At 61.0% G+C, this 13,068-nt stretch carries 9 protein-coding genes; 1 reads left to right on the plus strand and 8 read right to left on the minus strand.

The genetic code is table 11. From position 1 onward, the window contains the following. Positions 1–28: 28 nt before the first annotated feature. The 3 genes from rluF to speA all read right to left on the minus strand — a co-directional run bounded on the left by rluF (position 29) and on the right by speA (position 4,275). Positions 29–895, minus strand: a complete 867-nt coding sequence (rluF, locus tag D7I37_RS02945; protein ID WP_061798669.1) for a 23S rRNA pseudouridine(2604) synthase RluF — start codon at positions 893–895, stop codon at positions 29–31. A 220-nt stretch (positions 896–1,115) separates the two neighbouring features. Next, on the minus strand, positions 1,116–2,036 hold the full coding sequence (gene speB, locus D7I37_RS02950; RefSeq protein WP_061798667.1) for an agmatinase: 921 nt from the start codon (positions 2,034–2,036) through the stop codon (positions 1,116–1,118). Between the two features lie 250 nt (positions 2,037–2,286). Further along, the gene (gene speA, locus D7I37_RS02960) at positions 2,287–4,275 is read right to left on the minus strand and encodes a biosynthetic arginine decarboxylase (protein WP_371415247.1); all 1,989 of its coding nucleotides are present in this window, start codon (positions 4,273–4,275) and stop codon (positions 2,287–2,289) included. Between the two features lie 876 nt (positions 4,276–5,151). On the opposite strand from speA, the gene metK reads away from it, so the two are divergent. After that, entirely contained in the window at positions 5,152–6,306 is a 1,155-nt protein-coding gene (gene metK, locus D7I37_RS02975; protein WP_061798653.1) for a methionine adenosyltransferase, read from the plus strand. A 120-nt stretch (positions 6,307–6,426) separates the two neighbouring features. Here the strand turns inward: metK and D7I37_RS02980 are convergent, their stop codons facing one another. The 5 genes from D7I37_RS02980 to fhuA form a co-directional block, all read right to left on the minus strand. Next, entirely contained in the window at positions 6,427–6,579 is a 153-nt protein-coding gene (locus D7I37_RS02980) for a Hok/Gef family protein (protein WP_165283131.1), read from the minus strand. A 305-nt stretch (positions 6,580–6,884) separates the two neighbouring features. Further along, complete coding sequence (fhuB, locus tag D7I37_RS02985; RefSeq protein ID WP_061798651.1) at positions 6,885–8,873, minus strand: Fe(3+)-hydroxamate ABC transporter permease FhuB; 1,989 nt, start codon at positions 8,871–8,873, stop codon at positions 6,885–6,887. Further along, entirely contained in the window at positions 8,870–9,778 is a 909-nt protein-coding gene (fhuD, locus tag D7I37_RS02990) for a Fe(3+)-hydroxamate ABC transporter substrate-binding protein FhuD (protein ID WP_061798649.1), read from the minus strand. The genes fhuB and fhuD overlap by 4 nt, the downstream gene beginning before the upstream one ends. Then, entirely contained in the window at positions 9,778–10,575 is a 798-nt protein-coding gene (fhuC, locus tag D7I37_RS02995; RefSeq protein WP_129543292.1) for a Fe3+-hydroxamate ABC transporter ATP-binding protein FhuC, read from the minus strand. Before fhuC ends, fhuD begins: the two co-directional genes overlap by 1 nt. Before the next feature lie 47 nt (positions 10,576–10,622). After that, the gene (gene fhuA, locus D7I37_RS03000; RefSeq protein ID WP_129543293.1) at positions 10,623–12,824 is read right to left on the minus strand and encodes a ferrichrome porin FhuA; all 2,202 of its coding nucleotides are present in this window, start codon (positions 12,822–12,824) and stop codon (positions 10,623–10,625) included. Between the last annotated feature and the right edge of the window lie 244 nt (positions 12,825–13,068).

Raw genomic sequence — 13,068 nt, forward strand, 5'->3', positions numbered from 1 at the left:
CGCAACGCCAGCCTCGCCGATGGGCGGCTTAACGCCCTTTCTTTTTGCGGCCAGGCTGCGCGAAACGCTTGCGGCCCGCGGGGGCGCCGCCGGGCTTCTCGGCGCTTTTCGGCCCGCTGCCGGCAGGTTTTTTCCTGGCCGCAGGCTGGGCTTTCTTCGCGGGCTTGGCTTCCGAGGAGGAATCCTCGATCGATTTAAACAGTTCGATAAGCTCGTCGTCGGTTAAATCGCGCCACTCGCCCGGCGGCAGCCCGGTGAGGCTGACGTTCATGATGCGGGTGCGCTCCAGCTTGGTGACCTCATAGCCAAAATGCTCGCACATGCGGCGGATCTGGCGGTTGAGGCCCTGAACCAGCACGATGCGGAACACAAAAGGCGCTTCTTTCTTCACCTTGCATTTTTTGGTCACGGTGCCCAGCATCGGCACGCCGGCGCCCAGGCCGCGAATAAACTCGTCGGTCACCGGCTTGTTGACCGTGACCCGATATTCTTTCTCGTGGTCGTTGCCCGCACGCAGGATCTTGTTCACCAGGTCGCCGTGATTGGTCAGGAAAATCAGCCCCTGCGAGTCTTTATCCAACCGGCCGATCGGGAAAATGCGCGTGCTGTGGTTAACGAAATCGACGATGTTGTCTTTCTCGCCGTCTTCGGTGGTGCTGACGATGCCCACCGGCTTGTTCAACGCGATAAAGACCAGATCGTCTTCGTTGCGGGGTTCGATCAGCTGACCGTTGACCTTGACGACGTCCCCTGGAAAGACCCGATCGCCAAGCGCCACGCGCTTGCCGTTGATAAAAACGTTGCCTTGTTCGATGTAACGATCGGCATCGCGGCGGGAGCAGATACCGCTCTCGCTAATATATTTGTTAAGACGTGTTGAAGGCTTGGTCAGCATGTTTTCTCCATACCCGTCGTCTTTCAAGCCACAGCGTTGTTACCTGCCCCCCACCCCAGTCACTTACAAAAGTAAGTTCCTGGGGATGAGCGAGCTGGGCGCCTAGCTGCGACTTGAAATCCATAGGGTATATAGATACCGGTTGTGTGTGTTTCTCTATGGTACCGTTACAAGCGACTCGGTTTACAGCCCATAACCGCCTGTCAATACTATTAGGAACTTATTTGGTTTTTTTAGCCGCCTGCAGGTACAGCATTTCCAGGCCTAGGGTCGCCGCGGCCAGCGCGGTGATTTCCGACTGGTCGTAGGCCGGCGCCACTTCCACCACGTCCATGCCGACGATGTTCAACGACTGCATGCCGCGCACCAGCTTCAGCGCGCGATCGGAGGTCAGGCCGCCGATCACCGGCGTGCCGGTGCCCGGCGCGAACGCCGGATCCAGGCAGTCGATGTCGAAGGTCAGGTAGACCGGCATGTCGCCGACGATCTGTTTGATCTGGGTCAGCAGGTCGTCCACGCTGCGGTCGTTGACCTGCGCGGCGTCCAGTACGGTGAAACCGTTGTCATGGTCGAATTCGGTGCGGATGCCGATCTGCACCGAGTGATGCGGATCGATCAGGCCTTCGTTCGGCGCATGGAAGAACATGGTGCCGTGGTCGTACTTGCTGCCGTTGGCGTAGGTATCGGTGTGGGCGTCGAAGTGCACCAGCGCCAGCTTGCCGAAATGCTTGGCGTGGGCGCGCAGCAGCGGCAACGTGACGAAGTGATCGCCGCCGAAAGAGAGCATGCGCTTGCCGGCCTTCAGCAGTTTTTCCGCGTGCGCCTGCAGCTTGTCGCTCATGTCCTGGGCGTCGCCGAAGTTGAACACGATATCGCCGCAGTCAACCACGTTCAGGCGATCGCGCAGATCGAAGCTCCACGGCCAGCGGTTGCCTTCCCAGGCCAGGTTGGTGGAAACCTGACGGATCGCCGCAGGGCCATGGCGGCCGCCGGCGCGGCCGGAGGTTGCCATATCAAACGGAATGCCGGTGATGACCCACTCTGCATCGCTGTCGTAAGGCATGAAGTTCAGCGGAAAGCGCAGGAAACCAAAGGCGTTGGACACTAACGAATTATCGGACTGATGGCCTAAGGTGCTCATAGTAAACCCTCGTAGTTCAACAAGTTGCCCAGACTCCGGTGCCGGGCAGTGACAAAAAAAAATCCCTCCCGCGTCGTTAGCCCGACGAGAAAGGGATTGATCTGATGTTTGTTTCGGTGCTACCGATGAAGAAGATTATGGCCGCATTTTGTTCGCGCTTCAAGCGCGCGAACGATCCTGGCCGCTCGTCGTTAGCAAGTATAGAAGAGCCTGTTCAGGGCGCACTGCAGCGTGCCCTGAAACTCGCCGATTACTCGTCTTCCAGGTATGTATAGCCGTACAGGCCGGCTTCGAACTCTTCCAGGAACTGCGCCTGCAGCGCGTCGTCCAGGTCGGTTTCTTTTACCTGGTCGCGGAACTTGGCCAGCAACGCGGTCGGATCCAGCTGCACGTATTCCAGCATGTCGGCCACGGTGTCGCCTTCGTCCGACAGTTCGGTTTCCACGCTGCCGTCCGGGAACACGAACACGTCGACCGACGCGGTGTCGCCGAACAGGTTGTGCATGTTGCCGAGGATTTCCTGGTACGCGCCGACCATGAAGAAGCCCAGCGCCGGCGGGTTCTCCGGATCGTACGGCGGCATCGGCATGGTGGTGGCGACGCCGTCGCCGTCGATGTAATGATCGATGGTGCCGTCGGAGTCGCAGGTGATGTCGAGCAGCACCGCACGCCCTTCAGGCGGTTGATCCAGCCCTTCCAGCGGCAATACCGGGAACAGCTGATCGATGCCCCAGGCGTCCGGCATGGATTGGAACAGCGAGAAGTTGACGTAGAACTTGTCCGCCATGCGTTCCTGCAGCTCGTCGATGATCGGACGGTGCGCGCGGTTGCTCGGATCGAGCTGCTGCTGGATCTTGTTGCAGATGTTCAGATACAGCTGCTCGGCCCAGGCGCGCTTGGTCAGGTCCAGCATGCCGTGCGCGTACTGGGTGTGCACGTCGTGCAGGTCCATCTGGCTGTCGTGCAGCCATTCGCGCAGCGAGCGGCGGTTTTCCGGCTCGTTCATCTCCAGCCAGGTTTCCCACATGCTTTCCAGCGCGCGCGGCGCGTCTTCCGCCGGCGGCAGCGGTTCGCTGAATTCGTTGCGTTCAACGCCGATCACGTTGGACACCAGCACCGTGTGGTGCGCGGTCACCGCGCGGCCGGATTCGGTGATCACCGTCGGGTGCGGCAGGCCGTGCTCGTTACAGGCGTCGCCGATGCCCCAAATCACGTTGTTGGCGTATTCGTTCAGGCCGTAGTTCACCGAGCAGTCGGACTGCGAACGGGTGCCTTCATAGTCAACGCCCAAACCGCCGCCCACGTCGAAGCACTGGATGTTAACGCCCAGTTTGTGCAGTTCGACGTAGAAACGCGCCGATTCCCGCACGCCGGTGGCGATGTCGCGAATGTTGGCCAACTGGGAACCCAGGTGGAAGTGCAGCAGCTGCAGGCTGTCGAGGCGGCCCGCTTCGCGCAGGGTCTCCACCAGCTTCAGCACCTGTATCGCGGCCAGGCCGAACTTGGACTTCTCGCCGCCGCTCGACTGCCACTTACCGGAGCCCTGCGACGCCAGACGCGCACGCACGCCCAGGCGCGGCACCACGTTCAGCCGCTCGGCCTCTTCCAGCACCATGTTGATCTCGGACATCTTTTCGATCACCAGGTACACCTTGTGCCCCAGCTTCTCGCCGATCAGCGCCAGGCGGATATATTCACGGTCTTTATAGCCGTTGCAGACGATCACCGAGCGGGTCATGCCGGCATGCGCCAGCACCGCCATCAGCTCGGCCTTGGAGCCGGCTTCCAGCCCCAGCGGTTCGCCGGAGTTCACCAGCGATTCGATCACCCGGCGATGCTGGTTAACCTTGATCGGGTAAACCAGGAAATAGCCGCCTTCATAGCCGAAGGATTCGCGCGCGCGCTTGAAAGCGGCGTTAATCGAACGCAGGCGGTGCTGCAGGATCTGCGGGAAACAGAACAGCGCAGGCAGACGCTGGCCGTCTTTCTGGCGCTCTTTGACCAGTTCTGCCAGATCGACGCGCGCCTGCGGGACGTCCGGATCCGGGCACACGCTGATGTGGCCCAGCTCGTTGACGTCATAATAATTGTTGCCCCAGTAGGCGACGTTATAGGTGCGCAGCATCTTGCTGGCATTACGATCATTCATGGCAACCTCCTGCATGGAGCGCAAAGATATAGATTCGCCCGCAGCTGACGGACGGTGAATCAACAGATCATCAGACATTACTCGCCTCATATCGCGTACTGACGACACAGTCAGCCACTATCGCAGCTACAACCCGCGAGAACAACCCAGCAAACCGCCCTTGCGGCAGCGAATAAGACTGCCGTTCGCGGTCAGCGAGCGGTTTATGCCCAAAAGAATTATTGTAAGACACCCTGTTCAAACCTCGTGAATCGGGTCAAGAAACATCCCACAGGAAGGCTGCAGGCTACCCTTGTTCAGTTCTTCAGGCGACCGTTAGCCGGCCCGAGGATCCTGAGTAGCGCCCAGGTGTTTATCGCACCGGGAAAGTGGTGTAGAGACAAGACGGGAAATAGCAGAAGAATCTGCGCCAGAACGGCACTGCTGTTGAGAACCAACAACCGGTAGACAACGGATCATTAATCCAACCACCTCCACGCGCGCCGTCCAGAGAGTGAACGACCAAGCCTCATAGCCATTTGGCTAAATGTAATGTAAGAACGTGACCGTTCGATGAAGCGGCGGATGATAGCGCATCGGCGACAGATCCCCGGAAGTTTGCTCCCCCCGGCCCGGCGCTGTGCAGCAAATGAGCCGCGCGCGCAGTTTATACCGGTAACCCAGGTAAAAAGCAAAATGAAAATTCGCCGGAAACTGTTTCAAGCGATGAAAATGGCGCCGACGCAGGTGCGCAAAAGAGCGGAAGCGCAAAAAATTACTGGCAATCCGGCTAAAGCCTGACCTAAAATAGACGTCCAGATGTTAATCCATCTATACTGGTTAACTGATAAAACTGCTTAACGGCTTTGCCTGAGGGGCGTTGCAGGATGCATCTCGCGCCATCAGCGGAAGACCCTTCGCTTCGATGCCGGATCTCCAGCGCTGTGCAGTAATTTCTAACCCGTCTTATGCAAGGTAAAGAATACAATGGCTAAACACCTATTCACGTCCGAATCCGTCTCCGAAGGACATCCTGACAAAATCGCCGATCAGATTTCCGATGCCGTGCTCGACGCCATCCTGGAGCAAGATCCTAAAGCGCGCGTCGCCTGCGAAACCTACGTGAAAACCGGCATGGTATTGGTCGGCGGTGAAATCACCACCAGCGCCTGGGTCGATATCGAAGAGATCACCCGTAAAACCGTGCGCGAAATCGGCTACGTTCATTCGGATATGGGTTTTGACGCCAACTCCTGTGCGGTGCTGAGCGCCATCGGCAAGCAGTCTCCGGACATCAACCAGGGCGTCGACCGTACCGATCCGCTGGAACAGGGTGCGGGCGACCAGGGCCTGATGTTTGGCTATGCCACCAACGAAACCGACGTGCTGATGCCGGCGCCGGTGACCTACGCGCACCGTCTGGTGCAGCGTCAGTCCGAAGTGCGCAAAAACGGCACCCTGCCGTGGCTGCGTCCGGACGCCAAGAGCCAGGTCACCTTCCAGTATGACGACGGCAAAATCGTCGGCATCGACGCCGTGGTGCTGTCTACCCAGCATTCCGAAGACATCGCGCTGAAAGATCTGCAAGAAGCGGTGATGGAAGAGATCATCAAGCCGGTGCTGCCGGCGGAATGGCTGAGCGCCAGCACCAAATACCACATCAACCCGACCGGCCGCTTCGTTATCGGCGGCCCGATGGGCGACTGTGGCCTGACCGGCCGCAAGATCATCGTCGACACCTACGGCGGTATGGCCCGCCACGGCGGCGGCGCGTTCTCCGGCAAGGATCCGTCCAAGGTTGACCGTTCCGCCGCTTACGCCGCGCGCTACGTGGCGAAAAACATCGTCGCCGCCGGCCTGGCCGACCGCTGCGAGATCCAGGTTTCTTACGCCATCGGCGTGGCGGAACCGACCTCCATCATGGTGGAAACCTTCGGCACCGAGAAAGTCCCTACCGAACAGCTGACGCTGCTGGTGCGCGAGTTCTTCGACCTGCGCCCATACGGCCTGATCCAGATGATGGATCTGCTGCAGCCGATCTACCGCGAAACCGCCGCCTACGGCCACTTCGGCCGCGAGCACTTCCCTTGGGAAGCGACCGACAAGGCAGCGCTGCTGCGCGAGGCCGCCGGCCTGAAATAAGCCTGCGCATCAACATGAAAACGGCGAGCCCTGGGCTCGCCGTTTTTGTTGGGTGGGTGCTCGTGGATCAACGCGCCGACAATCAGCGGGCGGAGGCAAAGCCCCCGCCGCCGGGTTGCCTTACCGTTCGGATTCGTAAGCCAGAATAGCCGCAACCTCCGTGTTGCCCGATCGGATGCGCAGCTCGCAAAGCTGGCTGCGTGTTATCCATGCCAATGATATAACCGTGGCACAAATAACGATCTGTTTTAATACGCTCCGTTTGTCAGGCATCATGCCTTCTTCTCCTTGCCTCGCGGCGGGTAAGAGGCTAACTTAACGTTGTCAGGCGTTAGAGTGGGCCTCGGGTTGATGTACATCGACTCGGGGCTTTTCTCTTTCTGTCCCTGGCATATGCTCAGGACGAAAGATCCAGAGCACCCGCGCGCAGTATATTCATCTCCCCGCATATCCCCGTTCCCCTTTTCGCACTCAATGCCGTTTCTGCGTACTGATGCGCAACGCCTTGCAACGGCCTGAAAGCAGAAAAGACCAGGGCCCAGCCATGCTGAGCCCCGGATGGCGAACCTGGCGCCCGATTACGACGTTTGCTTGCGCAGCAGGTAAACGAAGTACGGCGCGCCGATAAAGGTCGCCAGCAGCCCGGCGGGGATCTGATACGGGAACATCACCATCCGCCCGCACCAGTCGGCGAACACCATCAGCAGGCCGCCCAGCAACGCCGAGATCAGCATCTGCGGCAGCGCGCGGCGGAACCCCAGCATGCGCGCCATATGCGGCGCCATCAGGCCGATAAAGCTCAGCGGCCCCACGGTCAGCGTCGCCATGGCGGTCAGGGTGGCGGCCAGCAGCAAAATGGTCAGCCGCACCGGCGTCAGCGCAATGCCCACCGAACGGGCGGTAGCGCCGCCAAGCGGCAGAATGGTCAGCCAGCGGCGGCACAGCGGCGCCAACGCCATCAGCCCGGCGGCGATCAGCGCGGTGCGCACCGCCTGAGCGGCATCCACCGAGTAGGTCGAACCGGAGATCCAGGTCAGCAGGCCGCCCATGCGCGGGTCGCCGCTGGCCAGCAGCAGGAAAATGGTGGTGGTGAAGGCGGTGCTGAGCGCGATGCCCGCCAGCAGCATCCGCTCGGTGGAGAACCCGCCGCGCCCGGCGGCGATCATGATCACCAACAGCGTGCCGGCCGCCCCGAGGCTGCCCGCCGGCAGCAGCCAGGCGAACGCATCGCCCGGCACGACAAACAGCATCACCACTACGCCGAAGGCCGCACCTGAGCTGATGCCCAGCACTTCCGGGCTGGACATCGGGTTGCCGGTCAGCTTTTGGATCAGCGTCCCGGCCACCGCCAGCATCATGCCCGCCGCCAACGCCGACAGCACCCGCGGCCAACGCCACGGCAACAGAGACTCCAGTTCCGGCCCCAGGCTCCAGTGCCAGCCGTGGGCGTTCTTGCCGAACATCAGCGCCACCGTCAGGCCGGCCAACAGCACCGCCCCGGCCAGCGCCAGCCAGCCCGGCAGATGCCCGCGTTCCGCCGGCACCTTATCGCCCAGGTTCATCGGCGGCGGCGTGGCGGCGCTGCGCAGACGCGGCAGCAGCCACAGCAGCAACGGCGCGCCAAACAGCGCGGTCGCCGCCCCGGTCGGGACCTCGCGCCACACCTGCGTCAGCCAGATCATCACCTGGTCGGTCAGCCACAGCAGCAATGCGCCCAGCAGCGGCGCCAGCAGCATGCGATGCGCCAGCCGGCGCGCGCCCAGCATTTTCGCCATCAGCGGCGCGAACAGCCCGATAAAGCCAATCACCCCCACCGCGTTCACCAGCATGGCGCTGAAGACGATCGCCAGCGCCAACGCGCAAAAGCGCGCCATCGACAACCCCAGCCCGAGGTTGCGCGCCACGCCGTCATCCAGCCCCAGCAACGTCAGCGGGCGCAACAGCAGCGCCGCCAGCGCGCCGGCCACCAGCAACCGCGGCAGGATAAACTGCACGGCGCTCCAGTCCTGTTGGTTCAGCGCGCCGGTGCTCCACAGGAACAGTCCCTGCAGCTGATCGTAATTGAACAGCGCCAGCAGGCTGTTGACCGCACCGCAATACAGCCCCAGCACCAGTCCGGCCAGGATCAGCGTCACCGGCGACATGCGCTTGCCCCAGGCCACGCCGAACACCAACCCGCCCACCACGATGGCGCCGGTCATGGCGGCCAATTGGCGGGTGAACTCTCCCCCCGGCAGCATCCAGAGCGTGGCGATGGTCAGGCCCAGCTGCGCACCGGCGGATACGCCCAGCGTCGCCGGCTCCGCCAGCGGATTGCGCAACACCTGTTGGAACAGCACGCCGACCAGCCCCAGCCCGGCGCCGGCCAGCAAAGACACCGACAGCCGCGGCAGCAGGCTGTAATGGAACAGCATTTGGTTCACGTCGTCGATGCCGGGGGCGCTCAGCGCCTGCCCCCACTGCGCCAGCGGCAGCTGCTGCAGCAGGTTGTAGAGAGTCAGGCCGCCGGCCGCCGCCAACAGCAGCAGGATCAGCGCCAGGGGTAATGCCCGATTGCGCGCGCTCATGAATTACGCTCCTGCGCCTGCTCCAGCACGCGACAGAATCGCATCGCCGACAGCGTGGCGCCGTAGAACCATACCGCCGGCACCTGCCGCAGCTGGTTTTGCCGCACGAAAGGCAGCGCCCGCCACAGCGGCGTCGCGCTGACCTTGTCCAGCATCGCCTGGTTGCCGTGATCGAGATAAATCGCCCGCGCATGGCTCACCGACATCAGGCGTTCAATCCCCACGACCGCAGTGCCCCAAAAGTTGGTTTCCCCTTCCCAGGCGTTCTTGATGCCCAACCGGTCCATCACCTCCTGGAACAGGCTTTTCTGGCCGATAACCAGCGCATGGCGGCTATCGATCAGCGAAAACATCAGCAGTGGCTGGCGGGTATAAGCCTGCAGCCGCCGACGCGCGTCCTGAATAAAACGGTCGAACTGAGCCAGGTGCTGCACCGCGCGGGTTTCCAGCCCCAACCGCTGTGCCAGCGCCTGCAGCGACTGCCTGGCTACCGTCAGCGGCTTGCCGCTGCCGTCGTTGAAACCGAAGCTCATGGTCGGGGCGATCGGCTGCAGCTTTTGCGGCGTCGGGCCATAGCCCTGCGACAGCAGCACCAGAGAAGGTTTCAACTGTTGCAGCAGCTCCAGATTGGGTTCGGTGCGTTGGCCAACGTCGACAACCGACGCAGGCAGCTTCGGCTCCTCCACCCACAGGTTGTAGTTGTGGATATCGGCCACCGCCAGCGGCATGACGCCCAGCGCCAGCAGCAGTTCGACAGGCAGCCACTCCAGCGCCGCAATGCGGGCGATATCGGGCGGCGCATCGGCCGCTCTGCCGGGCAGCGAAAACAGCAACGGCGACAGCGCCATCGCCGCCAGCAGTCGGCGGCGCAGCGGATCGGGCGAAAAAAGGTTAGAAGCGGACATCAGTAGACAAAGCTCACCGGCGCGCCGCCGCTCGGATGCGGCAACGTACCCATAGGAATACCGTAAATTTGTTCCAGCACCGGCCCCTGCATCAGCTCCAGCGGGGCCCCCTGGGCAATCATTTCACCGCCGCGCAGCGCCACCAGATGGTCGCAGTAGCGCGCGGCCATGTTGATGTCGTGCAACACCGCGATCACCGTCAGGCCGCGCTCACGGCTCAGGCGCTGGATCAGCGCCAGCACCTCGACCTGATGCGCGATGTCCAGCGCAGAGGTCGGCTCATCCAGCAGCAGGCAGCGGCTGTCCTGCGCCACCATCATCGCCAGCCAGGCCCGTTGGCGCTCGCCGCCGGACAGGCTGTCCACCAGCCGGTTGGCGAACGGCTTCAGGCCCACCAGCGCGATGGCTTCTTCCACCAACTGACGATCATTGGCGCCGAAGTGGCCCAGCGCGCCGTGCCAAGGGTAGCGGCCAACGGCCACCAGCTCGCGCACCGTCATGCCTTCCGCCGCGGGCAACTGCTGCGGCAGATAGGCGACCTGGCGGGCAAAGGCTTTGCCGTCCCACTGCGCCAGCGGTTGCTGATTGAGCAAGGCGCGGCCGGCCGTGGGATTATGATGGCGGCCGAGAATTTTCAGCAGCGTGGATTTACCCGAGCCGTTATGGCCGATCAATCCGCAGACCTTACCCTCGGGAAAGGTCAGCGACAGCGGCTGCAGCAGCACGCGGCCGGGCACGGCGAAGCTGGCGTTATCCAGCGCGAAGGTGGCGTTGCGGTCGAGGTGTTTATCCTGCATAGATCCTACTTTGTCCGGGGCGGCGCGGCGCCGCCCCGGCTAACCGATTAGAAGCGGAAGGTTGCGGTGGCGACCACCTGGCGTTCTGCGCCCCAGTAGCAGCCATAGGTCGCGAAGCAGCTGGAAACGTATTCTTTATCAAACAGGTTGTTCACATTAATGCCGATCGAAGAGCCCGGCAAATTGAAACGGGCCAGATCATATTTCACCACGGCGTCAACGACGGTGTAATCCTTCACTTTGAAGGTGTTGGCTTCGTCACCGTAGGTAGAACCCACATAGCGAACCCCCGAGCCCAGCGTCAAACCGCTGAGCGCGGTCTCGTGGAAGGTGTAATCAGCCCACAGCGAAGCCATATGCTTGGGAATAGCCGCCGGCGTGTTGCCCTGCAGCGTGGTGTCTTTGCTGTATTCGGCGTCGGTGTAGGTATAGGAACCCAGCAGGTTGACGTTCGCCGTCAACGCGGCTTTGGCTTCCAGCTCCACCCCGCGAGAGCGGATCTCGCCGCCCTGTACGCTGGCGAAGGGGTGGTCCGGATCGGGATCGGCCACCTTGTTGTTGGTTTTGGTCAACTGATAGAGCGCCATACTCGCGGTAATGGGGCGATCCTTCGGCGCATACTTCACGCCGGCCTCGTACTGTTTCCCCTTGGATGCGGCGAAGGTATTCCCCGCGAAGTCGGTACCTGAGGTTGGCTCGAAGGATTCGCTGTAGCTGATATAAGGCGCGATACCGTTTTCGAACAGGTAATTCAACCCCGCGCGACCGGTAAACTCATTGTCCCGCTGCTTGGAAACCGAATCCTGAGCCAGGCGGTTGGTGCTGTTGGTGTCGCTCCAGTCGTAGCGCCCCCCCATAGTCAGCACCCAGTTGTTCCACTCGGCCTGATCCTGTACGTAAAGGCCCGTTTGCTCCTGGCGGTTGACCTGGCTGGCGCCGCCGGTGATGGTATAGCTCTGATTGCCGTACTGCGGTGCGATAACATTCAGGTTGGATGCGCTGCCGTACTGATAAACCACGTCATTGCGCATACGCATGTAATCCACCCCCATCAGCAAGGTGTGGTCAACCTGCCCCGTGCCGAACTTAGCCTGCGCCTGGGTATCTACCGCAAAACTGGACAGGTGCTCTTTGGAGTTCATTACGCCGCGCGTCAATTCCGCCGGATTGGTCGCGCTTATCCCTTGGCCGTAGATAGAACGGTAGTCGACATCCATCTTGGAGTAACGCAGGTTTTGGCGCAGGGTCCAGACGTCGTCAAAACCATGTTCAAAGGCGTAGCCCACCATCTGTTGCTTACGGGAGATGTTGTTATAACCCGGTTCGCCGTCGTTGAAACTGGTCGGCAACTTGCCGTTGATGCCGTTTTGCACCGTGCCTTCTTTCGGCAGCCAACCATAAAACCCTACGCTTGGATCATCCTGGAAACTGCTGAGGAAGGTCAACGAGGTGCGATCGTCCGGCCGCCAGCTGAATGAAGGCGCAATGGCATAGCGCTTGCTTTTTTCACCGGCCTGCTGCTGATCTTCGTCACGCGCCAGGCCGACCAAACGATAAGAATAGACGCCCGCGTCATCCAGCCCACCGCCGAAGTCGAACCCGGTCTGGAACAGGTTATCCGTCCCCATTTTGAACTGCACTTCCTTGATATCTTCCGTCGTCGGGCGTTTGCTGACCAAGGCCACTACGCCGCCGGGGTTGCTTTTGCCATACAGCACCGACGAGGGGCCGCGCAGCACTTCAGCGCGCTCGAGGAAGTAAGGGTCAATCTGATAAATCGAATAGTTGTCGTCCTGCAGTTTCAACCCATCCAGATACATGTTGGTGCCGACAGAGCTGAAGCCGCGAATGTTCACCGCGTCATAGGCGGTAGACGCGCCGCGGTTTCCCACCATCACCCCAGGCGTATAGCCCAAAGCCTCTTTGACGGTGGATGACTGCATGATGTCCATCTGTTCACGCGTCACTACCGATACCGACTGCGGCGTTTTTACCAATGGCGTATCGGTTTTGGTGCCGGTGGCGCTCTGTTTCGCAACGTAGGTGCCGACCGGCCCCCAGGCGCTTTCTTGCTGTGATTGGCTGCTGCCCACCACGGTCAGGGTGTCTTCCTTGGCGGCCGGCGCGGCGTCGGCGGAAAATGCCGGCATCGCCAGCGTGCCCAGCGCCGCGGCGATGGTCATCGCCAATGCGCTGACGGGTGAACGGCCCTGCTTGGCCGCGGAAGGTGAAAGACGCTTGGTCGGCATAGTTGGTTTCTCTGATGGATAATTCAATGACGAATGTAAACGATAATAATTATTATAATCGCGGCATTTTATGCAGAAGCTAAATTAAACTGCAAGCCGAATTCACATAGCAAATAGGTTAGGGATTAACCGCTTAGCCTTGTTAACGACGAGGAAATAAAATATTCGAAAAAACAAAAAAGCCCGCAACAAAAGTTACGGGCTTAATAATAAAGAAAAACTTTGCTCGCAAGCCGGTTGCCCG

The sequence above is a fragment of the Serratia sp. 1D1416 genome (assembly GCF_003641105.1).
Lineage (GTDB): Bacteria > Pseudomonadota > Gammaproteobacteria > Enterobacterales > Enterobacteriaceae > Serratia > Serratia ficaria.

Bases quoted from the DNA above. Each gene is read 5' to 3' on its own strand.
- rluF (WP_061798669.1), bottom strand. From the start codon at position 895: ATGCTGACCAAGCCTTCAACACGTCTTAACAAATATATTAGCGAGAGC.
- speB (WP_061798667.1), bottom strand. From the start codon at position 2,036: ATGAGCACCTTAGGCCATCAGTCCGATAATTCGTTAGTGTCCAACGCC.
- speA (WP_371415247.1), bottom strand. From the start codon at position 4,275: ATGAGGCGAGTAATGTCTGATGATCTGTTGATTCACCGTCCGTCAGCT.
- metK (WP_061798653.1), top strand. From the start codon at position 5,152: ATGGCTAAACACCTATTCACGTCCGAATCCGTCTCCGAAGGACATCCT.
- D7I37_RS02980 (WP_165283131.1), bottom strand. From the start codon at position 6,579: ATGCCTGACAAACGGAGCGTATTAAAACAGATCGTTATTTGTGCCACG.
- fhuB (WP_061798651.1), bottom strand. From the start codon at position 8,873: ATGAGCGCGCGCAATCGGGCATTACCCCTGGCGCTGATCCTGCTGCTG.
- fhuD (WP_061798649.1), bottom strand. From the start codon at position 9,778: ATGTCCGCTTCTAACCTTTTTTCGCCCGATCCGCTGCGCCGCCGACTG.
- fhuC (WP_129543292.1), bottom strand. From the start codon at position 10,575: ATGCAGGATAAACACCTCGACCGCAACGCCACCTTCGCGCTGGATAAC.
- fhuA (WP_129543293.1), bottom strand. From the start codon at position 12,824: ATGCCGACCAAGCGTCTTTCACCTTCCGCGGCCAAGCAGGGCCGTTCA.